This is a genomic window from Allofranklinella schreckenbergeri, assembly GCF_003703475.1.
Classification (GTDB): domain Bacteria; phylum Pseudomonadota; class Gammaproteobacteria; order Burkholderiales; family Burkholderiaceae_C; genus Lampropedia; species Lampropedia schreckenbergeri.
The window spans coordinates 173,772-195,648 of sequence record NZ_RDQM01000002.1; the positions used below are offsets into that span (position 1 = coordinate 173,772).

At 57.7% G+C, this 21,877-nt stretch carries 20 protein-coding genes; 8 read left to right on the plus strand and 12 right to left on the minus strand.

The window, feature by feature from the left end:
- Positions 1 to 3: 3 nt before the first annotated feature.
- Complete coding sequence (locus EBQ26_RS02325) at positions 4 to 1,092, plus strand: acyltransferase family protein (RefSeq protein WP_122237411.1); 1,089 nt, start codon at positions 4 to 6, stop codon at positions 1,090 to 1,092.
- A gap of 164 nt (positions 1,093 to 1,256) precedes the next feature.
- Here the strand turns inward: EBQ26_RS02325 and EBQ26_RS02330 are convergent, their stop codons facing one another.
- Together EBQ26_RS02330 and trxB are read right to left on the minus strand one after the other, a co-directional pair.
- A complete protein-coding gene (locus EBQ26_RS02330; RefSeq protein WP_147473985.1) occupies positions 1,257 to 1,919 on the minus strand; it encodes an ACP-like domain-containing protein in 663 nt (220 codons plus the stop codon).
- Between the two features lie 122 nt (positions 1,920 to 2,041).
- Positions 2,042 to 3,007 carry a thioredoxin-disulfide reductase gene (gene trxB, locus EBQ26_RS02335; RefSeq protein ID WP_122237413.1) on the minus strand — a complete coding sequence of 322 codons (966 nt, stop codon included), beginning with the start codon at positions 3,005 to 3,007 and terminating at the stop codon, positions 2,042 to 2,044.
- Positions 3,008 to 3,156: 149 nt separating this feature from the next.
- On the opposite strand from trxB, the gene EBQ26_RS12560 reads away from it, so the two are divergent.
- From EBQ26_RS12560 to EBQ26_RS02355, 5 genes are all read left to right on the plus strand, one after another.
- Positions 3,157 to 3,363 (plus strand): hypothetical protein, encoded by a 207-nt coding sequence (locus tag EBQ26_RS12560; protein ID WP_124780532.1) that lies wholly within the window; start codon positions 3,157 to 3,159, stop codon positions 3,361 to 3,363.
- A gap of 50 nt (positions 3,364 to 3,413) precedes the next feature.
- Positions 3,414 to 5,966: a DNA translocase FtsK gene (locus EBQ26_RS02340; protein ID WP_122237414.1), complete on the plus strand. Its 2,553-nt coding sequence runs from the start codon at positions 3,414 to 3,416 to the stop codon at positions 5,964 to 5,966.
- Positions 5,967 to 5,986: 20 nt separating this feature from the next.
- Positions 5,987 to 6,421 carry a thioredoxin domain-containing protein gene (locus EBQ26_RS02345; RefSeq protein WP_122237415.1) on the plus strand — a complete coding sequence of 145 codons (435 nt, stop codon included), beginning with the start codon at positions 5,987 to 5,989 and terminating at the stop codon, positions 6,419 to 6,421.
- Positions 6,422 to 6,641: 220 nt separating this feature from the next.
- Positions 6,642 to 7,724: a TRAP transporter substrate-binding protein gene (locus EBQ26_RS02350; RefSeq protein ID WP_122237416.1), complete on the plus strand. Its 1,083-nt coding sequence runs from the start codon at positions 6,642 to 6,644 to the stop codon at positions 7,722 to 7,724.
- A gap of 269 nt (positions 7,725 to 7,993) precedes the next feature.
- Complete coding sequence (locus EBQ26_RS02355) at positions 7,994 to 9,076, plus strand: TRAP transporter substrate-binding protein (RefSeq protein WP_122237417.1); 1,083 nt, start codon at positions 7,994 to 7,996, stop codon at positions 9,074 to 9,076.
- Positions 9,077 to 9,137: 61 nt separating this feature from the next.
- Here the strand turns inward: EBQ26_RS02355 and EBQ26_RS02360 are convergent, their stop codons facing one another.
- The 6 genes from EBQ26_RS02360 to def form a co-directional block, all read right to left on the minus strand.
- Positions 9,138 to 9,926: a peptidylprolyl isomerase gene (locus EBQ26_RS02360; protein ID WP_122237418.1), complete on the minus strand. Its 789-nt coding sequence runs from the start codon at positions 9,924 to 9,926 to the stop codon at positions 9,138 to 9,140.
- Positions 9,927 to 10,026: 100 nt separating this feature from the next.
- Entirely contained in the window at positions 10,027 to 10,302 is a 276-nt protein-coding gene (locus EBQ26_RS02365) for a BolA family protein (RefSeq protein WP_122237419.1), read from the minus strand.
- Positions 10,299 to 10,889, minus strand: a complete 591-nt coding sequence (locus EBQ26_RS02370; protein WP_122237420.1) for an inner membrane-spanning protein YciB — start codon at positions 10,887 to 10,889, stop codon at positions 10,299 to 10,301. Before EBQ26_RS02370 ends, EBQ26_RS02365 begins: the two co-directional genes overlap by 4 nt.
- Before the next feature lie 315 nt (positions 10,890 to 11,204).
- A complete protein-coding gene (locus EBQ26_RS02375) occupies positions 11,205 to 12,317 on the minus strand; it encodes a high-affinity branched-chain amino acid ABC transporter substrate-binding protein (protein WP_122237421.1) in 1,113 nt (370 codons plus the stop codon).
- Between the two features lie 285 nt (positions 12,318 to 12,602).
- Positions 12,603 to 14,330 carry an NAD+ synthase gene (locus EBQ26_RS02380; protein ID WP_122237422.1) on the minus strand — a complete coding sequence of 576 codons (1,728 nt, stop codon included), beginning with the start codon at positions 14,328 to 14,330 and terminating at the stop codon, positions 12,603 to 12,605.
- A gap of 95 nt (positions 14,331 to 14,425) precedes the next feature.
- A complete protein-coding gene (gene def / locus EBQ26_RS02385; protein ID WP_122237423.1) occupies positions 14,426 to 14,926 on the minus strand; it encodes a peptide deformylase in 501 nt (166 codons plus the stop codon).
- A 505-nt stretch (positions 14,927 to 15,431) separates the two neighbouring features.
- Between def and EBQ26_RS02390 the strand changes: the two genes are divergently transcribed.
- Positions 15,432 to 16,364: a peptidoglycan-binding protein gene (locus tag EBQ26_RS02390; RefSeq protein ID WP_238944088.1), complete on the plus strand. Its 933-nt coding sequence runs from the start codon at positions 15,432 to 15,434 to the stop codon at positions 16,362 to 16,364.
- Between the two features lie 165 nt (positions 16,365 to 16,529).
- Positions 16,530 to 17,003 carry a peptidoglycan-binding protein LysM gene (gene lysM, locus EBQ26_RS02395; RefSeq protein ID WP_122237425.1) on the plus strand — a complete coding sequence of 158 codons (474 nt, stop codon included), beginning with the start codon at positions 16,530 to 16,532 and terminating at the stop codon, positions 17,001 to 17,003.
- Positions 17,004 to 17,079: 76 nt separating this feature from the next.
- Here lysM and purF read toward each other — a convergent pair whose 3' ends face one another.
- The 4 genes from purF to folC form a co-directional block, all read right to left on the minus strand.
- Positions 17,080 to 18,555, minus strand: coding sequence for an amidophosphoribosyltransferase (gene purF, locus EBQ26_RS02400; protein WP_122237426.1), 1,476 nt, complete (start codon positions 18,553 to 18,555; stop codon positions 17,080 to 17,082).
- A gap of 75 nt (positions 18,556 to 18,630) precedes the next feature.
- Positions 18,631 to 19,194 (minus strand): CvpA family protein, encoded by a 564-nt coding sequence (locus EBQ26_RS02405; RefSeq protein WP_122237427.1) that lies wholly within the window; start codon positions 19,192 to 19,194, stop codon positions 18,631 to 18,633.
- A gap of 38 nt (positions 19,195 to 19,232) precedes the next feature.
- A complete protein-coding gene (locus EBQ26_RS02410) occupies positions 19,233 to 20,330 on the minus strand; it encodes an SPOR domain-containing protein (protein WP_122237428.1) in 1,098 nt (365 codons plus the stop codon).
- A 150-nt stretch (positions 20,331 to 20,480) separates the two neighbouring features.
- Positions 20,481 to 21,863 carry a bifunctional tetrahydrofolate synthase/dihydrofolate synthase gene (gene folC / locus EBQ26_RS02415; protein WP_122237429.1) on the minus strand — a complete coding sequence of 461 codons (1,383 nt, stop codon included), beginning with the start codon at positions 21,861 to 21,863 and terminating at the stop codon, positions 20,481 to 20,483.
- Positions 21,864 to 21,877: the final 14 nt, after the last annotated feature.

The following is a 21,877-nucleotide window of genomic DNA, read 5'->3' on the forward strand; positions in this document are numbered from 1 at the left end:
TTCATGATTATTCAGAATATACAAATCCTGCGCTTTTTCGCCGCGTTTCTGGTCGTATTGCACCATACGCTGCCGCCCAATATCCACCCGGCCCATTACGCAAAAATCCCGGCCTTTATTACGGAAATATCGCTGTACGGCTTTGCCGGGGTGGATATTTTCTTCGTCATCAGCGGCTTTATCATGGCCCAGACGACCAGAAACATATCCCCTGGCCCTCAAGCGGCAGGCAGTTTTGTGATGCGCCGTTTCTGGCGCATTTATTCGAGTTATTGGCCTGCTTTTTTCCTGACCTTGGGATTGAGCATCTGGCTGGGAATTTTCCAGGGGCCTGAAATCAGCAGGCTCGGCTCATTTTTGCTGTGGCCGCAGGAATATTATTTGCTCAATGTATCCTGGACTTTGAGTTATGAGCTGTATTTCTATTTGCTGATTGGCTTGGTGCTGCTCATTTCGAGAAAATGGGCCTGGGCGATATTGACAGCGCTCTTTCTGGCGCTGGCGATGTATGTCATGTGGGGCTTTGCGCATGGGTTTTATCTGCCTGAGCGGTATCAAAGCCTGTCTTTCATCTTCCAGGTTTTTTTGACTTCACCGCTGATTCTGGAGTTCTTCGCTGGATTTTTGCTCAGTGAGTTTCTCCACCGTTATCCGCGCCAACCTGTGCATTGGTGGCTGCTTGCGACGGTGATGGCAATTGCAGCCAGCGTCTATTATCAAAAATATGGCGGGCTGCAAGGCGTTGGCATGGCGGCGTTTCTCTATTATCCAGAGAGAGTGCTGTTTTTTGGCACGGCCTCGGTGGGTTTAGTTGCCGTTGCGGCTTTGGCTCCATCTGGGCGTGGGGTGTTTGGGGCTTTATTGCATCGCTTGGGCGATGCGTCTTACGCCTTGTATTTGCTGCATATTCCCTTGCTGGTGATTTTGTATGGCTTGCTGTTCCCACGTATCCCGGGTTTGTTATGGTGGAGCGGCGGCAAACTGGCGTTATTGAGCTATTTATTGCTGGCGGTCTTGGCCTCGTGGGCTTACTTCAAATGGGTGGAAACGCCTTTGAATCGCCTGGGCAGGCGGTGGCTGCCTGGTATTTGATAGATTGCAAATCAAAGAAAAAACGACTTTCCATCCATTATGCCGAAAAACTCGATTTATTTTCCTTTGAAATATAATTTTGGCATGAAAAAGCCGCACTGGCTTGGTGCGGCTGGAGAGGGATTGAGAGTAGAAAAAGCTTGGGTCGATATGCCTGAGCTTTCTTATTTTGCAGGCATGCAGGATTTGTAGAGGATTTTGTCGTTAGGCCCAGTCACCATGACGGCCAGCGAGCGGAAGTTGTCGCGCGTCATGGCCTCTGTGCTGATGCGATAGCCTTGGCCTTTGAAAAAAGTATCGACATCATCGGAATCGTTCAAATCGTACTGAAGGGTGCGACGCTTGCCTTGCAGTTGGGTCGTAGCGCTGACAGGAATGCCGACTTTATTGAATTTGTAATCGATGCTCAAACGGCCTTGCTGGCAGGCATATGCAACCGTGTTGGAGGCCGAAGCTGCGGCTGTCGATTTTTGCGCGCTGGCTTTGGAGGAAACCTGACAGTTTTTGAACAGGATTTCATCATTGGGCGCGGTAATGATGATTTGCGAGTTGCGGTAATTTTTGGAGTTCAGCTCGTTGGAGGCAAGACGATACCCTGTTTTGTTTTTGAAAATGGTGTCCACATCATCGGAATTTTGCAAGTCGTATTGCAAAACTTGTTTGCTACCCAGAATGCTGGTTTCCGCGCTGACAGGAATCCCCATTTTGTTGAACTTATAGCGCACAGTCACATGGCGCCCTTGATCGCAGGAATAACTGACAGAATGATCGGCCGCCATGGCAGAAAGGGATGCGCAAGCCAGCGCGCCAGCGATGAGGTGTTTCATTTTCATATTTCGATTCCTTTGGTTGATAAAAGGCAATCTTTTATAGGTGATTGCCTGACCTTTTTGCAATTCTAGGGGGCAGATGCTGCTGCTATGTAAACTCTGGTTTCCTGGGAGTTTTTTTATGTTTCGCAAGACTGCTCAAGAAATCGCTGCGCATCCAATGCGGCCATGCAGCCTGTGCCCGCGCTGGTAATGGCTTGGCGATAAACATGGTCTTGCACATCGCCTGCGGCAAATACGCCGGGCACGCTGGTTTGGGTGGCAAAACCGGCATGGCCACCCTGGGTGACGATATAGCCATTTTCCATGGCCAATTGGCCTTGGAAAATTTCCGTATTTGGGGAGTGGCCAATGGCGATAAACGCGCCATGCACGGCGACGTCTTCTGTTGCGCCGCTTTCAACGTGCTTGATGCGCACGCCCGTGACGCCGCTGTCGTTGCCCAGCACTTCATCGAGCACATGCAACAGCTTGAGTTCGATCTTGCCTTGCTGCACTTTTTCCATCAGCTTGTCGATCATGATGGGTTCGGCGCGGAATTTGTCGCGGCGGTGGATGAGGGTGACTTTGCGCGCAATGCCCGAGAGGTAAAGGGCTTCTTCCACGGCCGTGTTGCCGCCGCCGACGACGGCGACGTCCTGGTCGCGATAGAAAAAGCCATCGCAAGTGGCGCAAGCAGAAATGCCACGCCCCATGAAGGCGGCCTCCGATGGCAGGCCCAGGTATTTTGCAGAAGCGCCGGTGGCGATGATGAGGGTGTCTGCCGTGTAGGTTCCGCTATCGCCTTTGAGGGTGAAGGGGCGCTGCGAGAGGTCTACTTGCTGGATGTGGTCGAAGACGATGTGGGTGTTGAAGCGCTGGGCATGCTTGAGAAAACGCTCCATCAGCTCAGGGCCTTGCACGCCCGCAAAATCGGCTGGCCAGTTGTCCACTTCGGTCGTGGTGGTCAATTGGCCGCCTTGGGCCATACCCGTGATCAGCACGGGTTGCAAGTTGGCGCGCGCAGCATAAACCGCAGCGGTGTAGCCCGCAGGGCCTGAACCCAGAATCAGAACTTTGGCGTGTAATGTGTTGGAAGTGCTCATGTTTTCTCCCGTGGAAAAAGCCGATAAGAAAAAGCCGCAGGGACTAGGGTTTGCGATAATCTGGCGCAAGAGCAGTGGTGCTCAGCGGCTGCGTATGGCATTGTAGGCAGGCGCGTGGGGAGCAAGGGTGACGGCTTTGACTCAACCCCGTGTCCCGTGCTGCTACTGCTGTAGGCAGTTTTCTTTTTTATTTCACCTCCACAGGCCATCTTCAGGATGGCCTGTGGGGCTTTGAGGGGGCTGGCGTCATCAATTGGCGGCATGTGATGTGTGCTTTTCACCGCGATAGAGGTTTGATTGCGGAAAAAAGGTGGGAATTGGATGCCATTGTGCAATTTTTGACGCCAGGAGACTGATGCGATCGCGATCTCGTTCTACCAATACGTTCAATTCTTCGGCGCAGGATATGACCCAGGGCTTCATCAGCCGCCTGGGGCAAGATGCGCTTTTGTTCATGGCGCTGGTGTTGGGCGTGGCGTGGGTGGCATCGCTGGCAAGTTACTCCCCGCTGGATCCAGCCTGGTCGTCTTCAGGGCAGCCTGCCCGCCAGCAGACGGAGAACTGGCTGGGTCATGTGGGCGCGTACTGGGCCGATATCAGCTATTTCCTGTTTGGCTACACCGTTTGGGTGCTGGTGGCGGCGTTGGCGCTGCTGTGGTGGTGGACGTTCCAGGCCTGGCTGCGCGGCAAGACAGCGCCGCGCACGGACGATCGCTTGCTGATGTTGCGCCTGTGGGCGCGGCGTTTGCTATGGCTGCTGTGGGTGGCTTTGTTGCTGTGCGCCTGTGCCGTGCTGGAGTGGACGCGCTTGTATCGGCTGGAAGACAGCTTGCCTGACCATTCCGGCGGCGCGCTGGGTTTTTGGATTGGGCCGCTGGCGGTGCATTGGCTGGGCTATACGGGGTCAACCGTGGCCGCCACGGTGCTGGCGCTGCTGGCGCTTTCCTGGGTGCTGGGCTTTTCCTGGGGCAGGGTGGCTGAGCGCACGGGCGCCTGGGTGGAAAAGTGGCTGGATCGTGCGCGGCTTGGCTATGAGCATCTGCGCGATGCCCGTGCCGGTCGGCGCGCGCAACGCGAACGCGAAGCGCACAGCGCCCGTGATGTGGTGCTCTCCCGCGAAGTGCTGGAGAAAGAGGCGCAGCCGCCTCAGCCAATGCCCGAGGACAAGCTGCCCCCCCTGCGTGACATTGAGCCGGAACTGCTGACGCCAACGCCGCCGCAACGTGAAGAGGCAGCGCAAGCCGATGGGCCGGGGGCCGCCGCGCCGATGCCTGCCCACACCGCCAACCAGGTTTTGCCGTGGGATGAAGAACCAGCGCCGGGCAAGACGTATGCCAGCACCACGCCTGAGGAGCGCCTGGAGCCGTTGTGGGACGATCCCAGCCCCACAGCCGCTAATGAAACCGCTTTGATTGCCACCCCAGTCAAACGCCAGAAGCATTTGTTCGACGATGCCAGAAGCGGCCTGCTGCCCACGGTTGAGCTGCTTGACCCCGTGGCGCTGAAGCAGGAAACCGTCACCCCCGAAACGCTGGAGATGACCAGCCGCCTGATTGAGAAAAAACTCAAGGACTTCGGCGTGGAAGTGCGTGTGGTCGATGCCCAGCCCGGCCCGGTGGTCACGCGCTACGAGATCGAGCCGGCCACGGGCGTCAAGGGCGCGCAAATCGTCAACCTCTCCAAGGACTTGGCGCGCTCGCTTTCGCTGATGTCCATCCGCGTGATCGAGACCATCCCCGGCAAGAACTACATGGCGCTGGAGCTGCCCAATGCGCGCCGCCAGTCCATCCAGCTCAAGGAAATCCTCTCCTCCGAGATCTATCAGGACGAGAAATCCAAGCTCGCGCTGGGCCTGGGCAAGGACATCATCGGCAAGCCCGTCGTGGCCGATCTGGCCAAGATGCCGCACTGCCTGGTGGCCGGCACCACCGGCTCAGGCAAATCCGTGGGTATCAACGCCATGATTCTCTCGCTGCTGTTCAAGGCCGAGCCCAGCGAAGTGCGCCTGCTGATGATCGACCCCAAGATGCTGGAGATGAGCGTCTATGAAGGCATCCCGCACCTGCTGTGCCCGGTGGTGACCGACATGAAGCAGGCCGCGCACGGCCTGAACTGGTGCGTGGCCGAGATGGAGCGGCGCTACAAGCTCATGAGCAAGCTGGGCGTGCGCAACCTGGCGGGCTATAACGCCAAGATCAAGGCCGCGCAGGAAGCGGGCGAGATCATGGGCAACCCCTTCAGCCTCACGCCCGAAGACCCCGAGCCGCTCGAACCCCTGCCGCACATCGTCATCATCATCGACGAGCTGGCCGATTTGATGATGGTGGTGGGCAAGAAGATCGAAGAACTCATCGCCCGCCTGGCGCAAAAAGCGCGCGCCGCTGGCATCCACCTCATCCTGGCCACGCAGCGCCCCAGCGTGGACGTCATCACCGGCCTGATCAAGGCCAACGTGCCCACGCGCATTGCCTTTCAGGTCAGCAGCAAGATCGACAGCCGCACCATCCTCGACCAGATGGGCGCCGAAGCCCTGCTGGGCATGGGCGACATGCTCTACATGAAAGGCGGCACCGGCTTGCCCGTGCGCGTGCACGGCGCTTTCGTCAGCGACGACGAAGTGCACCGCGTGGTCGAATTCATCAAGCAAAGCATGGGTGAAGCAGACTACATCGACGGCGTGCTCGAAGGCGTCAGCAGCGAAGCCGCCAGCGATTGGGCCGTGGACTTTGAAGGCACACCCGCAGGCTCTGGAGGCGGCGAGAAAGACCCCCTGTACGACCAGGCCGTGGACATCGTGCTCAAAGACCGCAAATCCAGTATCTCCCACGTGCAACGCAAACTGCGCATCGGCTACAACCGTGCGGCCCGCCTGCTGGAGGACATGGAGCAGGCCGGCCTGGTGGGGGCGCTGAGCAGCAATGGCCAGCGCGACATTCTCGTGCCCGCGCGGCCTGAATGAGATCCCCCCAAGGCGCACCCATGCCCCCAACCGTGCCCGCCCCACCGCCCCAGCCGCCTGAAAAGGCGCCAGCCCCGCCGTCGGATCGCTTGTATCTGGTCGGCCTGTGCGCCCAATGGTGCGGCGTTTGCCGCGAATTTGAGCCGCAATTTGAACACCTCGTGCGCACGCACACCGTGGCGCACGCGCAGCCCTTCTCCAGCGCCTGGCTGGATGTGGAGGATGAGCTGGTGGCCCAGGCCTTGGGCGATGTGGATATTGAAACCTTCCCCAGCATTGCGCTAGGAAGGGCAGGGGGGCCGCTGCTATTCATGGGTGCCATCCTTCCGCACCCCGCAGTGCTGGCGCGCCTGCTGGATGAAGCCGCCTCGCCCACCGCCCCTGCCGTAGTGCAAGACCCAGCGCAACAAGCCGCCTGGCAGGCGCTGATGCAGTTGCTGAAAGCGCCAGATTGACAATTTTTCAAATCAAAGGAAAAGAAATTGCCATATTTGGGCATGTTATGTATAGAATGATTTTTCCTTTGATGAATAGATATATCTTTTTGAAAAAATTTTGCTCAAAGCAGGCATACAGGGTTTTCCTTTCTCCCCGCAAGCCCAATCCCTTACTAGAATCGTCCGCTTGTGCCGCCCTACGAGGGCGGGGCATTAACTTTTTTTGGAGAACCCATCCATGGACCGTCGTTCCATTCTTAAAGGCGCTGGCGTCGCTGGCGTTTTGGCAGCAGGCGTAGCCCCCGCCGTTCATGCTCAACCCGCCGTGCGTTGGCGCCTGGCATCGAGCTTTCCGAAATCCTTGCCAACGCTGTTTGGCAGTGCGGAAATCCTGGCCCAACAAGTCAAGGCCATGTCTGGCGGCAAATTTGAAATCTCCGTGCACCCCGCTGGCGAGCTGATGCCCGCTTTCGGCGTGGTGGATGCCTTGCAGAACGACACCATCGACATGGCGCAAAGCGCGGCCTATTACTTCACGGGCAAGGATTCCATCTTCGCCTTTAGCTGCGCCGTACCCTTTGGTTTGACAACCTTGCAGATGAATGCCTGGAAAGACCACGGCAACGGCCGCAAGCTGCTCAACGCCTTCTTTGAAAAATACAACTTCTTCACCGCCAGCGCAGGCAACACCACCACCCAAATGGGCGGCTGGTACCGCAAAGAAATCAAATCGCCCGAAGACTTCAAAGGCCTGAAAATGCGCCTGGGCGGTGGCCTGTTTGGTGAAACCATGGCCAAACTGGGCGTGGTGGCGCAAAACATCCCCGCTGGTGACATTTACACCGCGCTGGAAAAAGGCACGCTGGATGCGGTGGAATTCGTCGGCCCGTTCGACGACGAAAAGCTTGGCTTGAACAAAGTTGCCCCCTTCTACTACTACCCCGGTTGGTGGGAAGCCAGCGCCGATATTGAGTTCTTCACCAATATCAAGAAGTTCAACGAACTTTCATCCGAAAACAAGGCCATTTTAATGGCCGCCATGCGCGTCGCCGCTGCCGAAACCACCTCGGCTTACATGACGTTCAACCCCGTCGCCTTGAAAAAACTGGTGGCCGAAAAAACCCAGCTCAAAATGTTCCCCAAGAGCATCATGGATGCGGGCTTCAAAGCCGCGATGGAAGTCTTCGCCGAGCATGAAAGCAAGAGCGCGGAATTCAAGAAAATCCACCAGGACTTCCGCGCCTTCCAGAAAGACCAAATCCTCTGGAACCGCGTTTCCGAATTCCCGTACAACCAGTACATCAATTCGATGAAGTTTTAAACCACCCTAGGTGTGAAGGAGATCGAATCAAAATTTACCGAGATTTCCTGAAAAACGCTGGATAAGAAATGGCGGCACTGGCCGCCATTTTCATGCGCTAAAAATCCGAAAATGTGTGATGCACAAGCAACCCATTCTGGAAAAAATAAGGTAGCCCATCGATTTACAGTGCAAATCTTATTGAAAAATGGCATAAACTTTTGAAAGCGCATCCCACGGCGCATGCCTTTTGGCAACTTCTTTTGGCAACCTTTGACTGGAGACATCTTATGGACCGTCGCTCAATTCTCAAAACGGCAGGCGTTGCAGGCGTTCTCGCCGCAGGCGTAGCTCCCGCCGTTCATGCCCAGCCGGCAGTGCGTTGGCGCTTGGCGTCAAGCTTCCCCAAATCTCTGCCCAGTTTATTTGGTGTGGCGGAAAAAATGGCCGCGCTGGTCAAAGGCATGTCCGGTGGCAAATTTGAAATCTCCGTGCATCCTGCCGGTGAACTGATGCCTGCTTTTGGCGTGGTGGACGCCTTGCAAAACGACACCATCGACATGGCACAGACGGCAGGGTATTACTTCACCGGCAAGGATGCCGTTTTTGCCTTCAGTTGCGCCATTCCATTTGGTTTGACAACCCTGCAAATGAATGCCTGGAAAGACCACGGCAATGGCCGAAAATATCTTGACGCTTTCTTTGAAAAATACAACTTTTTCAGCGCGTCATCTGGCAATACGGGCACCCAAATGGGTGGCTGGTACCGCAAGGAAATCAAATCGCCCGAAGACTTCAAAGGCCTGAAAATGCGCCTGGGCGGCGGCCTGTTTGGTGAAACCATGGCCAAACTGGGCGTGGTGGCGCAAAATATCCCCGCTGGTGATATTTACACCGCACTGGAAAAAGGCACGCTGGATGCGGTGGAATTCGTCGGCCCCATTGATGATGAAAAATTGGGGTTCAACCGCGTAGCTCCCTATTACTACTATCCAGGCTGGTGGGAAGCGAGTGCGGAGCTGGAGTTTTTCATCAACCTGAAAAAATACAAAGCCCTTTCGCCCGAGTACCAACTGATGCTGCAAACGGCCATGCGCACGGCTGCTGCGGATATGACCTCCTATTACTCAGCGAATAATCCGATTGCCCTGAAGAAATTGATTGCCGATAAAACGCAGCTCAAAATCTTTTCCAAGGAAATCATGGATGCAGGCTTCAAAGCGGCGATGGAAGTCTTTGCCGAGCATGAAGCGAAAAACGAGGAATTCAAAAAGATTTACCAGGATTTGCGCGCCTTTCAGCGCGATCAAATCTTGTGGAGTCGCGCTTCGGATTTCCCGTATAGCCAGTACATCAATATGGCCAAAATCTGATTTCGGCTACCCATAAAAAAAATCCGCCTTCAAGGCGGATTTTTTTATGGTAGGTTAAGTCTTATTTCTCGATCTTGGCAGCCTTATACAGCTTTTCCTGGAATTCGGCCAATTGCTTTTGTCCCAACGCTTCCTGGATTTGTGGTTTCACATCTTCCAGTTTGGGGGGCTGAATATCGCGGCTGTCTTTCAGCTTGAGAATGTGCCAGCCAAACTGCGTTTTCACAGGCGTTTCCGTCATTTTGCCTTTGGAGAGTTTCTTCAGCGCTTCGCCAAATTCAGGCACGTACGCTTCGGGGCGGCTCCAGCCCAAATCGCCGCCGTTGGCACCTGAGCCAGGGTCTTTGGATTTTTCTTTGGCGATGGCCTCGAATTTGCTGGCGTCCTTTTTCAGATCGGCAATGATGGCTTTGGCTTCTTCCTCTGTTTCGACAAGGATGTGAGAGGAGTGGTATTCCTTGCCTTTGTTTTCTGCCACGTATTTGTCGTATTCGGCCTTGACGGCAGCGTCGGAGACAGGGTTGTCTTTCTGGTATTTTTGGAACAGTGCACGGATGAGGAAGGTTTGGCGGGCCAGTTCCATTTCCTCCTTGAAGGCATCGGTTTTTTCGAGGCCCAATTTTTGAGCTTCCTGTTCAAATACGGCGCGGCGAATCAGCTCTTCTTTGACGTGCGCTTCCAGCTCGGGCGTTTTCTTTTGACCGGCTTGTTCAAATTGGTTGATGAAAAAATCGTAACGCGCTTGTGGAATGGCTACGCCATTGACGGTAGCGAGATTTTGCGCAGAAACGGGCAGGGCCATGGCGGCGAAGGAGCCTGCGAGCAAAACGGAAAGCAGTTGTTTTTTCATGAGTTTTCAATACCTCTTGGTTGGGTTGCGTGGATTGCTAAACGATGTCAAGGCCCATGCCTTTGCCCGAACAGAAATGCCTTATTGGCCTGGGGCCGGGTTATTTCAGTTCGATGGCCAAGGCGTGAAGCCCCGCATCGAAAAAGTCGCGCAGGGCATCATACACAAGGCGATGGGCTGCGACGCGTGAGGATGAGGCAAATAATGGTGAAGCAATGTGAACCTTGAAATGGGTTCCAAAGCCTGTTCCATTGGCGCCTGCGTGGCCTTCGTGCCGATGACTCTCGTCGATCACAAGAAGTTCCGTTGGCTGGAAAACTTGGCGCAAGCGCGCATCAATGGCTTCGGCGGTAACGGTTTGGGGGGCGGTGCTCATGGCGAATCTTGCGATGGGGGAGTCGTTGGTGGCTTGGTATCGTCGTTGATGACTTCGATCTCTTGGCCGTGATTGAACTGAATGAACAAAATCAGTGCCAATATGGCGATAAAAGTGATGACGGGGCTGCCAAAGGTTTTGTAATTGACCCAGAAGGATTCACTGAAGTTTTTGGCGATGACGATATTGGCAACGCCCATGATGGTGAATAAGGTGGCCATCCCCCAGACAAAGCTGCGCCAGGCGGCATCGGGCATTTTGATTTGGTTGCCTAATAGGGTTTTGAGCAGATTTTTTTTCAAAATCAGCATGGAGCCAAGCAAAATGGTTGCGAGCAGCCAATTGACGACCGAAGAGCGCCACATGATGAAAATGGGGTTTTGCAATATCAGGGCCAAACCGCCGAAAACGGCGATTAGCCCCATGGAAACCCATTGCATGCGTTGCACTTGATGGCCGAGGGCCAGGCTGACAATGATTTGTAGGGCCGATGCGGCAATGGCGACGGCAGTGGCTGCGTAGATGCCCCATTTGACGTAGGTGACGTAAAACAGAACAAAGGGCAGAAAGTCAAACAGGAATTTCATGAAAAGACGGCTCTGCAGAGATCGGCAGGGCTGGCGTTTGGCAAGGCGGCTATTTTAAAGGCTTGGTGCGGCTTGGTGGAGGCTTGGTTGGATTTTATTGCAAATCAAAAAGAAATGAAATCGCCTTATTTTGGCAATTTATAATTCAAGTAATATTTACTTTGAAATGAAATCCATGTGAGGCGCCAGCCACGGCAACGGGGGGATGGGCTTGGAACCCATCCCCCCGTTTGTGTTGCTAGCCCAGGAGCACAAGCATTGCATGGCGCCCCTGGATGGCTTCAGCCGGGTTCAGCGGCTGGGTGCATGCATGGCTTATTTGTTGACGGTTTTGCTGCCGTCTTTATGCCAAGTGAAGACGTCGAACTCAAAGTGGTTCAGGTCGCCGGATTTATTCCAGGAGAGTTCGCCAATGGGGCTGGCGATCTTGGCGGTGCGCAGGAAGTTGGCGACTTTTTCGGGGTTGTCTTCGCCAGCGGCTTTGATGCCTTCGACGATGGCCATGGCTGCGGAATAGGCGGGGAGCTGGAAGGCGCCCGCTGCATCGCGTTTTTTGTCCTTGAAGGCTTTGACGATGGCAGCGTTGGCGGGGTTTTGCGAGAAGTCGGCGGGCAGGGTCACGAGCATGCCTTCGACGGCTTCGCCTGCGATGGCGTTGATGTCAGGGTTGCCGACGCCTTCCGGGCCCATGAATTTGGCTTTGAGGCCTTGCTCGGCAGCTTGGCGCAACAGCAGGCCCATTTCGGGGTGGTAGCCGCCGAAATAGACGAAATCGACGCCTTCGGTTTTCAGCTTGGTGATGACGGCGGAGTAGTCGGTATCGCCAGCGTTGATGCCTTCAAAGATGGGGGTGGCAACGTTGGCCGCTTGCAAGGTGCTGCGCACGGAGCTGGCGATGCCTTGACCGTAGGAGGCTTTGTCGTGCAGGACGGCGACTTTTTGCGGCTTGACCTTCTCGATGATGTATTTGGCGGCAGCGGGGCCTTGCTGGTCGTCGCGGCCGATGGTGCGGAAGATGTATTGGTAGTTTTTGCCGTCGGTCAGGGCTGGGGCGGTGGCCGATGCGGTAATCATCACCACGCCTTCTTCGTCATAAACGGGAGCGGCGGCGATGGTGGCGCCGGAGCAGACGCCGCCGACGACGTAATGGATTTTGTCGTTGACGACGCGGTTGGCGGCAACGGGGCCTTGCTTGGGTTCGCAGGCGTCGTCAATGACGACGACTTCGAGTTTCTTGCCCAGCACGCCGCCTGCGGCGTTGACTTGTTCAACGGCGGTGTTCAACCCTTCGCGAACCATGTCGCCGTATTGGGTCACCGGGCCTGTGGTGGGGCCGACGGCGGCGATTTTGATGGTGTCGGCAGCGTGGGCGGAGAAAGCGAGCACGCCAGCAGCGGCCAGGGCGAGGGTTTTGAGTTGGAAGGTCATGTGAACTCCTTTGGATTGTTGCAGGGATCGACCTCGATCCCCCAAGGCGGCGAGCATACACGGCAAATGCCGCGCAGCACGGGCAAATGCCTAGGGGAAACGCTGATTTTCAGCGCGTCCTAGGGGTTTTCACTATAAATCAAAGGAAACAAAATATGCCTGTTTCGGCATGATGTGTATGTAATTTATTTTCTCTTGATGTAAATTAATACAAAGGGACGGTTTTTCGCCGTGCGCTCGACCTTGGGGCCTGGGCTGCGGCCCAAGTGATGGCATGCCTTTGTTTCAATCGCGGTAGCGGTTGGTGATGGGGTAGCGCCAGTCGCGCCCAAAGCTGCGGGCGCTGAGTTTGGGGCCGGGGGCGCTTTGCTGGCGTTTGTATTCGCTGATGCGCAAGAGTTTGAAGACTTGCGCTACGCGCTCTGCCGGGTAGCCGGCGGCGATGATTTGCTCGGCGCTGTGCTCCTCTTGCATGCGCAGGCGCACGATGGCGTCGAGCATTTCGTAGGGTGGCAGGCTGTCTTGGTCGGTCTGGTTTTCGCGCAGCTCGGCGCTGGGCGGGCGGGTGATGATGCGCTCGGGGATGGGGTTGGCCGGGCCTAGGCCGAAGGTGTGGCCGTTGCGCCAGCGCGCCAGGGCAAAGGCTTCGGATTTGAAGATGTCTTTGAGCGGGGCAAAGCCGCCGCAACTGTCGCCGTAAAGCGTGGAGTAGCCCATGGCGACTTCGCTTTTGTTGCTGGTGGTCAGCAGCAGGCCGCCGAATTTGTTGGAGATGGCCATCAGCATGACGCCACGGATGCGCGCTTGCAGGTTTTCTTCTGTCGCGTCCTCTGCGCGGCCTGCGAACAGGGGGGCGAGGCTGTGTTTGAAGCCTTCGAAGGTTTCGCGGATGCTGATTTCGTCGTAGCGCACGCCCAGGCGCTGCACCATCTCGCGTGCGTCGTCCACGCTGATGGAGGCGGTGTAAGGCGAGGGCATCATGATGGCGTGCACGCGATCGGCGCCGAGCGCGTCCACCGCGATGGCCAGCACCAGGGCGGAATCCAGCCCGCCCGATAGGCCCAGGAGGACATGGGAGAAGCCGTTTTTGCGCACGTAATCGCGCGTGGCCAGCGTCAAGGCGTGCCAGGTGGCGTGATGGCGGAGGGCATCAGGGCTGTTGGCGCTGCTTTCGCTGATGGGGCCGCTCGCGTCGTTTTCACTCAGCCATTGCAAGCCGTCAGGGCCAGCGGCCAGGCGCAGCGGCCACAGGCATTCTTCAAACGCGGGGGCATGGCCTGCTGTTTGCCCGTTGGCTTGCATGGCGAAGGAGTGCCCATCGAAAACCAGCTCGTCTTGCCCGCCCAGCAAATTGGCGTAAAGCAGGGGCAAGCCGGTCTCTTGGGTGCGCGCGCGTGCCATACGCAGGCGCGCAGCGGGCTTGTCATGGGTGAAAGGCGATGCGTTCAAGGCCAGCAACGCTTGTGCGCCCGCAGCTTTGGCGCGAGCCGCAGGCTCGGCCTTCCAGGCGTCGGCGCAAACCAGAATGCCTAGGCGCATGCCTGCGATTTCGATCACGGGATCGGGCTGTGCGTGATGGTGAATGCCGCTGAGGAAGTAGCGCTTTTCATCAAAAGCGCCTTCATTGGGGAGGGTTTGCTTGCGCCAAGCGCCCAGGCGCTGGCCTTCGCGCAGCAGGCTGACGACTTGGCTGGCCGGGGGGAGGATGCTGGTGTCCGGCGGCAAAGGGGTTTGGGGATCCAAAGCCTCGACGTGGCTGATGAGGATATGCAGGCTAGGCCATTGCGTGCTGGCTTCTTGCAACTGCTGCAATGCTTGCGCGGCATCGTGCAAAAAGCGCGGCCTGGCATACAAATCGCCTGCGGCGTATCCGGTCAAAAACAGTTCTGGGAAGACCAGCAGGCTGAGCCCTTGTGCATGTGCGTGGGCTGCGGCGGCGAGCGCCTGGGCCAGATTGCCCTGCCAATCGCCCACTGTCGGGTTGAGCTGTGCAACGCAAATGGATAAGGCCATGGGATTACCTCCATTGAATCGTCCCGCCTGATTGGCGGATCGGCGGCAAGAGAAACAGCCCCGTGGTTGGGGCTGTAGGGTGTTTGGGATTGGGTTTAGCCTTTGGCGCGTTTGAGCATTTTGCTTTTGATGCGGTTGCGCTTGAGAGGGGAGAGGTAATCGACGAACAATTTGCCCATGAGGTGATCCATCTCATGCTGGATGCAAACGGCTTGCAAGCCTGTGGCCTCAATCGTGCGCCATTGGCCGTGTTCATCTTGTGCTTTGACGTGAACGGATGCGTGGCGTTCGACGCTGTCGTAAATGCCGGGGATGGAGAGGCAGCCTTCGTCGTCGCAGGTTTTTTCTTCACTGACCCAGGTCAGTTCCGGGTTAATCAGCACCAGGGGCTGGTTGCGCTCTTCGGTGGTATCCATCACGAACATGCGCTCATGCACATTGACTTGCGTTGCGGCCAAGCCGACGCCGTTGGATTCGTACATGGTTTCCAGCATGCGCGCAGCGATGTCTTTGATGCGTTCATCGACCTGGGCTATGGGTTTGGCAACGGTTAAAAGACGGGGGTCAGGGAATTGGAGAATTTCCAGTGTGGACATGTGTAGTGGTGGGCGATGGCTTAGAGTGTCGTTATTTTCGTCATTTTTGCCATTGATCACAGTTGGGCGGCAAAAAAGCATTGCTTTGCACCGGGCTTGCAATGAGAATCCAAGCGGCCTTGTCACAATTTGGGACGATTGTTAGCGTGTGTATGCATTGCTGCCTTGTGTAGGGCAAACAGTTTGGGCTTGGCCCGAGATTTGCAGTGAGACTATGAATCTATCCAGAAAAAACCATTCCATTACACGTTCGTGGCCTCAGGCGGGAGGCCTGTTGTCCATAGCGATGGCAGCGTGCTTGTTGGCAGGGCCAGCCCAAGCACACAAATACCCCGTCAGCGCCCATCAGCGCGCTATTGCACAGCAAGTTGCGGCTCGCGGCTTGCCCGTTCATGAATTGCGTGCGGATGCGCCGCAGACATACACCGTGAAACGCGGCGATACCCTTTGGGGGATTTCAGGGATGTACCTGAGCAAGCCTTGGCGCTGGCCCGAGTTGTGGGGCATGAATGCATCCACCGTTAAAAACCCCCATTTGATTTATCCCGGCCAAGTGCTCCACCTTGACATCCATGAGGGCTATGCCCGTTTGGGTGTGCGCTCCAGCGGGGCTGGCGGGGTTGTGAAACTTTCCCCGGGCGTGCGTTTGGAGCCTATGGAAAGCGCGCCGCTGCCCACCGTGCGCCGCGACTTGATTGAGCCATTTTTGGTGCGCCCAGTTATCAAGGACTTGAATGACATGGGTGATTTGCCCACGGTGTTGGCTTCGGTGGATGATCGCCTGATCATGGGGAACGGCGACCGCATTTACGTGCGTGGCAGCGATGCCGTGCCGCTTTCCACGCGCGAAGGCTCCCCGAAACACCTCTCCATCTTCCGCAAGGCCAAGCCTTTGCAAGACCCCGAAACCCAGGACATCCTGGGCTTCGAGGGCGAATATGTGGGCCAGGCACGGATTGTGCGCGACGAGTTCTTTGAAGAGGCGGTGGATAAAAAAGGCCGCCCCATTGAGGAGTACCGCCCAGCCACCTTGGAAGTCACCAAGGCCGTGACGGAAGTGCGTGTAGGCGACAAGCTGGATTTGATCAAGGAAGAGGCCGAATACGCCAATTTTGTGCCCCACTTGCCACCGCCGCACATCGAGGGCCGGGTAGTTTCCATTTATGCCGATCAGGCGGTAACCAATGCGGGTTCTGGCCAAGTGGTTGCAATCAATCTGGGCAGTAACGATGCGATGGAAGTCGGCCATGTGGTGCAAATTCTGCGCAAAGGCCGTTTGGCGCGTGACCCTGAACAGAAAGGCGGACGCGTGCGTTTGCCCGATGAACCCAACGGCGTGCTGTTGATTTTCCGTGTGTTTGATCGTGTCTCCTATGGTTTGATCATGGATAGCCATGATCCCGTTTCGGTAGGCGACAAGTTGGTTGCTCCGCAATAAACGCTATCGGCAGTTCTGCTGCATGCCATTGACGACCGCGCCAGGCTCCAGGACTTGGCGCGGTATTTTTATGTGCGCTGCCTGAAATTCCCTTTGGCGCTAAACTGTGGTGGCCCATACGGTTGGTTTGGGCTGTTTTTTAATAGTTTTAAATAGGAGTGCACTGTGGGTCTTTTCAGTTTTATCAAGGAAGCCGGCGAAAAACTGTTTGGAGGCAAAAGCGCTGAGGCTGCGCCCAGCGAGCAGCCTGATCTCAACCAAACGGCGGCGCAAGCCATCGAAAAGTACATTGCCACGCAGGGGCTGCAAGTTTCAGACGTCAAAGTGGCATTTGACGGCGCCACAGGCAAAGTGACCGTCACCGGGGTGGCGCAAACGCAGCAGGACTTGGAAAAAGTCACCTTGTGCTGCGGCAATGTGGCCCATGTGACAGAAGTCGATAACCAAATGAGTGTGACGACGCCTGAGCCAGAGGCGCAGTTTCACGATGTGGTCAAAGGCGATACGCTGTCGCACATCGCTAAGAAATACTATGGCGATGCGAACAAGTACCCCGTCATTTTCGAAGCGAACAAGCCTATGTTGACGCACCCCGACAAAATTTATCCGGGGCAGAAATTGCGTATTCCACCGCTGTAAAGCATGCGCATAGGTTGGCAAAAAGCCGGGCAATGCCCGGCTTTTTGCTGCGCTGCGTTCTTGAGTCAGGAAAGCTTTATTCCCCGTTCACTTCGGGTTGGGCCGGATTGCGTCCTTCGTTCAACGCCATGATGGATTCGCTGGTGATATCACCCGTGATGTATTGCCCATCGAAGCAAGAGGCATCAAAGCCATCCAGGTCAGGATTCAATGCGTGCACGGCGCGTTTCATGGCTTGCACATCCTGGTAAATCAGTGCATCGCAGCCAATGAGCTGACGAATTTCTTCCACACTGCGGCCGTGGGCCACCAGCTCTGCCGTGGTGGGCATGTCAATGCCGTAAACGTTGGGGTAGCGCACAGGTGGGGCCGCGCTGGCCATATAGACCTTGTTGGCCCCGGCTTCGCGCGCCATTTGCACGATTTCTTTAGAGGTGGTGCCGCGCACGATGGAGTCGTCCACCAGCAACACATTGCGCCCTTTGAATTCGCTGGCGATCGCATTGAGTTTTTGGCGCACGGACTTTTTGCGCACACTCTGGCCGGGCATGATGAAAGTGCGCCCAACGTAGCGGTTTTTCACAAAGCCTTCCCGGTAGGGTTTGCCAATGAGTTGGGCCAGTTGCATGGCGCTGGGGCGGCTGGACTCTGGAATCGGGATGACGACGTCGATGTCTTTGGGCGGAACGGCCGAAAGCACGCGCTGGGCCAGGGTTTCGCCCATATTCAAGCGGGCTGCATAAACGGAGATGCCATCAAGCACCGAATCAGGCCGCGCCAGGTAGATGTACTCAAAGATGCAGGGGTGCAAGCTGGCTTGGTCTGCGCATTGGGCTTGGCTGATCTCGCCTTGCTGGTTGATGAAAATGGCTTCGCCGGGCTGGATATCACGCGCAAGGGCGTAGCCCGTACCCTCCAGCGCAACCGATTCGCTGGCCAGCATGTAGCCACCGTCGGCGTGGCGCTGGCTGAGGCAAAGCGGGCGGATGCCGTGCGGATCGCGAAAGGCCAGCATGCCATAGCCTGCAATCATGGCGATGACGGCGTAGGAGCCGCGTACGCGGCGGTGGACGGCGCGCACGGCGGCAAAGATGGCCTCGGTGGTCAGCGGCTGCCCGGCGGTTTTGCGTTCCAGCTCGTGGGCCAGGACGTTGAGCAGCACTTCCGTGTCGCTGGTGGTGTTGGTGTGGCGGTGATCGGTGTTGAACAGTTCCTGGCGCAGCGTTTTGGCATTGGTGATATTGCCGTTATGCACCAGCACGATGCCGAAGGGAGCATTGACGTAAAAGGGCTGGGCTTCCTCCTCGCTGTTGGCGTCGCCGGCGGTGGGGTAGCGCACCTGGCCCAGGCCGGTGGTGCCGGGCAGGGCGCGCATGTTGCGGGTGCGAAAGACGTCACGCACCATGCCTTTGGCTTTGTGCATGAAAAACTTGCGATCCTGCTCGGTCACGATGCCGGTGGCATCCTGCCCGCGGTGTTGCAGCAGCAATAGGGCGTCGTAGATAAGCTGGTTGACTGGGGTTGCGCTGACGACGCCGATGATTCCGCACATGGGATGGATCTCCTGGAGGGGACTGTATGTAGATGAGGCAAAAGCAAATAAGAGGCTGCAGCGGTCACAGGCATTTCACCGATGGGGGGGCAGCAGCGGCAAGGCGCTGGCCGCGCCAGCCGGGGGCAACGAGGGCAATTGCAGGGACTGAGGGGTTTGCAGGATCGTCCAGCCTGGTAGCCATTGGGCCAATTCCAGGCGGGCCAGCTCCAGCAGCGGGCCGGTGGCTGACGAGGTCCACCATAGCTGGTCGTTCCAGCGCAGCGCATGGATGACCACAGCCAGCAAAACGCCAAGCAGCACAATGCGCACAAAACCCGCCAACGCGCCGATAAAACGGTCAGCAGGGCGCATACCCAATGCTTTGATCGAGCGCCTGGCCATGCTGGCGAACATGGAAGAGAGAAACACCAACACAATGAAAACGGCCAGCATGCCCAGCACGCGCTGGGCCTCGTCACTGATGGAGCCAAAGATAAGCATCATGCCCAGCTCAGGCCCCAAGCGCATGGCACCCAAAGCGCCCATCAGCCAGCCCAACAGGCTGATGCATTCAAACACGAAGCCACGCCAGATGCCTACAGCCACAGAAAGAAAGGCCAGCATCAAAAAGGCCAGGTCAAACCCGTTCAGCGTCATGGAGGAGGGGACTGTCAGCCAGGGGAACGCAGCAATATTCAGAGCGAAAGAATAGCGGCGGGCAAGTTCGCGCTTTTCACGCGGTTGGCAGCGCGGTCGGCTTCGGCGCGGTTGGCAAAGGGGCCTACGCGCACGCGCGTTGCCCTGCCACCGCCACTTTGCACCACTTGGGTGTAGGTGCGCAGGCCCAGGCTTTCAAGCTTTTGGCGCACTTCGCGCACCTTGGCGTCATCGGAAAAAGCGCCAATTTGGACAATGAAACGTCCTTGATCGCTGCGGCTTGAGGGCGTATCCACCTGGCGGCCTTCCAGCAATGCTCGCGCGCGAGCCGATTCGTCTTTGGCGGCGGGGCGCGGCGGCGGCTGGATAGCGGGCGTTTTGGCGGCTGGGGCGGGTTTGTCGGCCACAGCGGGTTTTTTCTCAATCGCTTTCTCCTGCGCTTTTTCCGATACTTTGGCGCTGGCGACCTGGGTGGGCTTGTCGGATTTTTGCGCAGGCTTATCGGCTGGTTTGGCGGGAGTTTTCTCTGGCGCTTTCGGCTTGGGTTGGGGTTTTTCCGCAGTTTTTTCTGCCACTTTGGCCGGCCTTTCCGACGTTTTTTCCGCAGGCTTGCTGGCAGGCTTTTGGGGTGGCTGTTTTTCAGCCGGCTTATTGCGCGCTGCGGCTTGCTCAGCTTGGGCGCGCTGTTTGGCTTGTTGCGCGCGCTGTGCTGCCAGGCTGACAGCGGCTGGGGCGACGGCGGCTTTGGCATCGCTGCTTTTCGCGGCCGAGGCGGTGGCGCGATCGGGCGCGGGGGATAAATCTTCCACGACTTCCTCGTCGTCGCCCAAGCCGTGATTGGCGATGCCGCTGGCGGCAACCAGCGCCACTTGGTTGCCACGGCCGCGCGCAGGTGCGGTATCGCCGCCATCGACGCTCACTTGGGCATCGATCACTTCGGGCCGCGGCTCGGCATCGAACAGCATGGGGAAGGTGATGATGGCTGCCAGCACCAGCAGGCACGCGCCGATGAGGCGGTGGCGCGCGCGGCGGCGCATGTCTTCAACCGAGTCGATGGGCGCCCGCACGCGCTTGCGCGCCAGCGAGCTGCGGTCTTCTGGCGCGGCGTCGGCCTTGCGCGATTCAAAAAGTGCCATAGCGGGTTAGAGGGTAGGGCGGCTGAGCGCGGCTGGCGCCACTTGGGAGGTTGCGCGATGCTGGCATCTCATGGTTTGTCTCAATCAAAATACCCCTGATGGAGGGGCATGGAGTCCATCAGCCATGCGCAGGCGCATCCCGCCAGCAGTTCACAAAGGGCTGCTGCCAGCCAAATGCGGAGCATCCAGCCTGGGGATGCCGTTGGCCAAAACGGCGCTGACGGTGAAGAAAGAGCCAAAGACGACGATTCTATCAGTCGGCTCTGCGGCCTTGATGGCCGCGTCCAGCGCAGCCAGCGGGTCGGCAAAGGTGGCGACCGGCACTTCGCGCGGGCGCTGCGCCAGCAGTTGCAGGGCTTGCCAGCGGTTGAGCAACTCACTGGCTTTTTCGGCGCGGGGCACGGGCAGGTCGGTGAAGTACCAGCGGTCGATCAGCGGGCCGATTTTGCGCAGCATGGAGGTGATGTCCTTGTCCTGCATGGCGCCGAAAACGGCGTGGGTGGTGGGGTAAAAGCCCATCACATCAAGGTTGGCCGTGAGGGTGGCGACGGCATGTGGGTTGTGGGCCACATCCAGCACTAGCACGGGCTGGCCGGGCACGATTTGGAAGCGCCCGGGCAGTTCCACCAACGCCAGCCCCTGGCGGATGGCCTGGGCGGTGACGGGCAGCAGCGGGCGCAGCGCTTGCAGGGCGGCCAGCACGCCTGCGGCGTTGATGAGCTGGTTGGCGCCGCGCAGCGCGGGGTAGGCCAGGCCGTGGATGCGTTTGCCGCGCCCGGCCCAGCCCCATTGCTGGCGGTCGCCCGCGTAGTTGAAATCGCGCCCGGCCAGCCAGAGGTCGGCGCCGATCTCGGCGGCGTAGGCCAACAGCGATTGCGGCGGCACGGGATCGCAGACGATGGCGGGCTTGCCTGCGCGCAGGATGCCAGCTTTCTCGCGGCCGATGCTTTCGCGATCGGGGCCGAGAAAGTCGGTGTGGTCGATATCGATGCTGGTGATGACGGCGCAGTCGGCATCGAACAAGTTGGTGGCATCGAGCCTCCCGCCCAGGCCAACTTCCAGAATGACCACATCCAGCTTGCTGTGACTGAGCAGGCGGGCAATGGCCAGGGTGGTGAACTCGAAGTAGGTCAGCGATACGGGGTGGCCGCCTTCGCCTGTGCCGTTTTGGCCCGCCTGGTGGCGGGCGCGTTCAACGGCTTCGAAATGGGGCAGCAAATCGGCCGCCTGTACGTTCTCGCCGTCGATGCGGCAGCGCTCCTCAAAGTGGACGATGTGCGGCGAGGTGTACACGCCGGTGCGGTAGCCGCCTTGCTGCAAGATGGCTTCGAGCATGGCGCAGGTGGAGCCTTTGCCATTGGTGCCCGCAACGGTGATGATGGGGCAATCGAAGCGCAGCGCCAGCGCATCGGCCACGCGGCGCATGCGCTCCAGCCCCAACTCGATGGTGCTGGGGTGGATGCGCTCGCAATGGCTCAGCCACTCGGACAGGGTGGCGAAACGGGCGACGGGGGCGGGAGCGTTGGCGGACATGAGGGGCAAAAGGC

What these genes read in the sequence shown, in the direction of transcription:
- EBQ26_RS02325 (WP_122237411.1), top strand. Translation starts at nt 4, where the DNA reads ATGATTATTCAGAATATACAAATCCTGCGCTTTTTCGCCGCGTTTCTG.
- EBQ26_RS02330 (WP_147473985.1), bottom strand. Translation starts at nt 1,919, where the DNA reads ATGAAACACCTCATCGCTGGCGCGCTGGCTTGCGCATCCCTTTCTGCC.
- trxB (WP_122237413.1), bottom strand. Translation starts at nt 3,007, where the DNA reads ATGAGCACTTCCAACACATTACACGCCAAAGTTCTGATTCTGGGTTCA.
- EBQ26_RS02340 (WP_122237414.1), top strand. Translation starts at nt 3,414, where the DNA reads ATGACCCAGGGCTTCATCAGCCGCCTGGGGCAAGATGCGCTTTTGTTC.
- EBQ26_RS02345 (WP_122237415.1), top strand. Translation starts at nt 5,987, where the DNA reads ATGCCCCCAACCGTGCCCGCCCCACCGCCCCAGCCGCCTGAAAAGGCG.
- EBQ26_RS02350 (WP_122237416.1), top strand. Translation starts at nt 6,642, where the DNA reads ATGGACCGTCGTTCCATTCTTAAAGGCGCTGGCGTCGCTGGCGTTTTG.
- EBQ26_RS02355 (WP_122237417.1), top strand. Translation starts at nt 7,994, where the DNA reads ATGGACCGTCGCTCAATTCTCAAAACGGCAGGCGTTGCAGGCGTTCTC.
- EBQ26_RS02360 (WP_122237418.1), bottom strand. Translation starts at nt 9,926, where the DNA reads ATGAAAAAACAACTGCTTTCCGTTTTGCTCGCAGGCTCCTTCGCCGCC.
- EBQ26_RS02365 (WP_122237419.1), bottom strand. Translation starts at nt 10,302, where the DNA reads ATGAGCACCGCCCCCCAAACCGTTACCGCCGAAGCCATTGATGCGCGC.
- EBQ26_RS02370 (WP_122237420.1), bottom strand. Translation starts at nt 10,889, where the DNA reads ATGAAATTCCTGTTTGACTTTCTGCCCTTTGTTCTGTTTTACGTCACC.
- EBQ26_RS02375 (WP_122237421.1), bottom strand. Translation starts at nt 12,317, where the DNA reads ATGACCTTCCAACTCAAAACCCTCGCCCTGGCCGCTGCTGGCGTGCTC.
- EBQ26_RS02380 (WP_122237422.1), bottom strand. Translation starts at nt 14,330, where the DNA reads ATGGCCTTATCCATTTGCGTTGCACAGCTCAACCCGACAGTGGGCGAT.
- def (WP_122237423.1), bottom strand. Translation starts at nt 14,926, where the DNA reads ATGTCCACACTGGAAATTCTCCAATTCCCTGACCCCCGTCTTTTAACC.
- EBQ26_RS02390 (WP_238944088.1), top strand. Translation starts at nt 15,432, where the DNA reads ATGAATGCATCCACCGTTAAAAACCCCCATTTGATTTATCCCGGCCAA.
- purF (WP_122237426.1), bottom strand. Translation starts at nt 18,555, where the DNA reads ATGTGCGGAATCATCGGCGTCGTCAGCGCAACCCCAGTCAACCAGCTT.
- EBQ26_RS02405 (WP_122237427.1), bottom strand. Translation starts at nt 19,194, where the DNA reads ATGACGCTGAACGGGTTTGACCTGGCCTTTTTGATGCTGGCCTTTCTT.
- EBQ26_RS02410 (WP_122237428.1), bottom strand. Translation starts at nt 20,330, where the DNA reads ATGGCACTTTTTGAATCGCGCAAGGCCGACGCCGCGCCAGAAGACCGC.
- folC (WP_122237429.1), bottom strand. Translation starts at nt 21,863, where the DNA reads ATGTCCGCCAACGCTCCCGCCCCCGTCGCCCGTTTCGCCACCCTGTCC.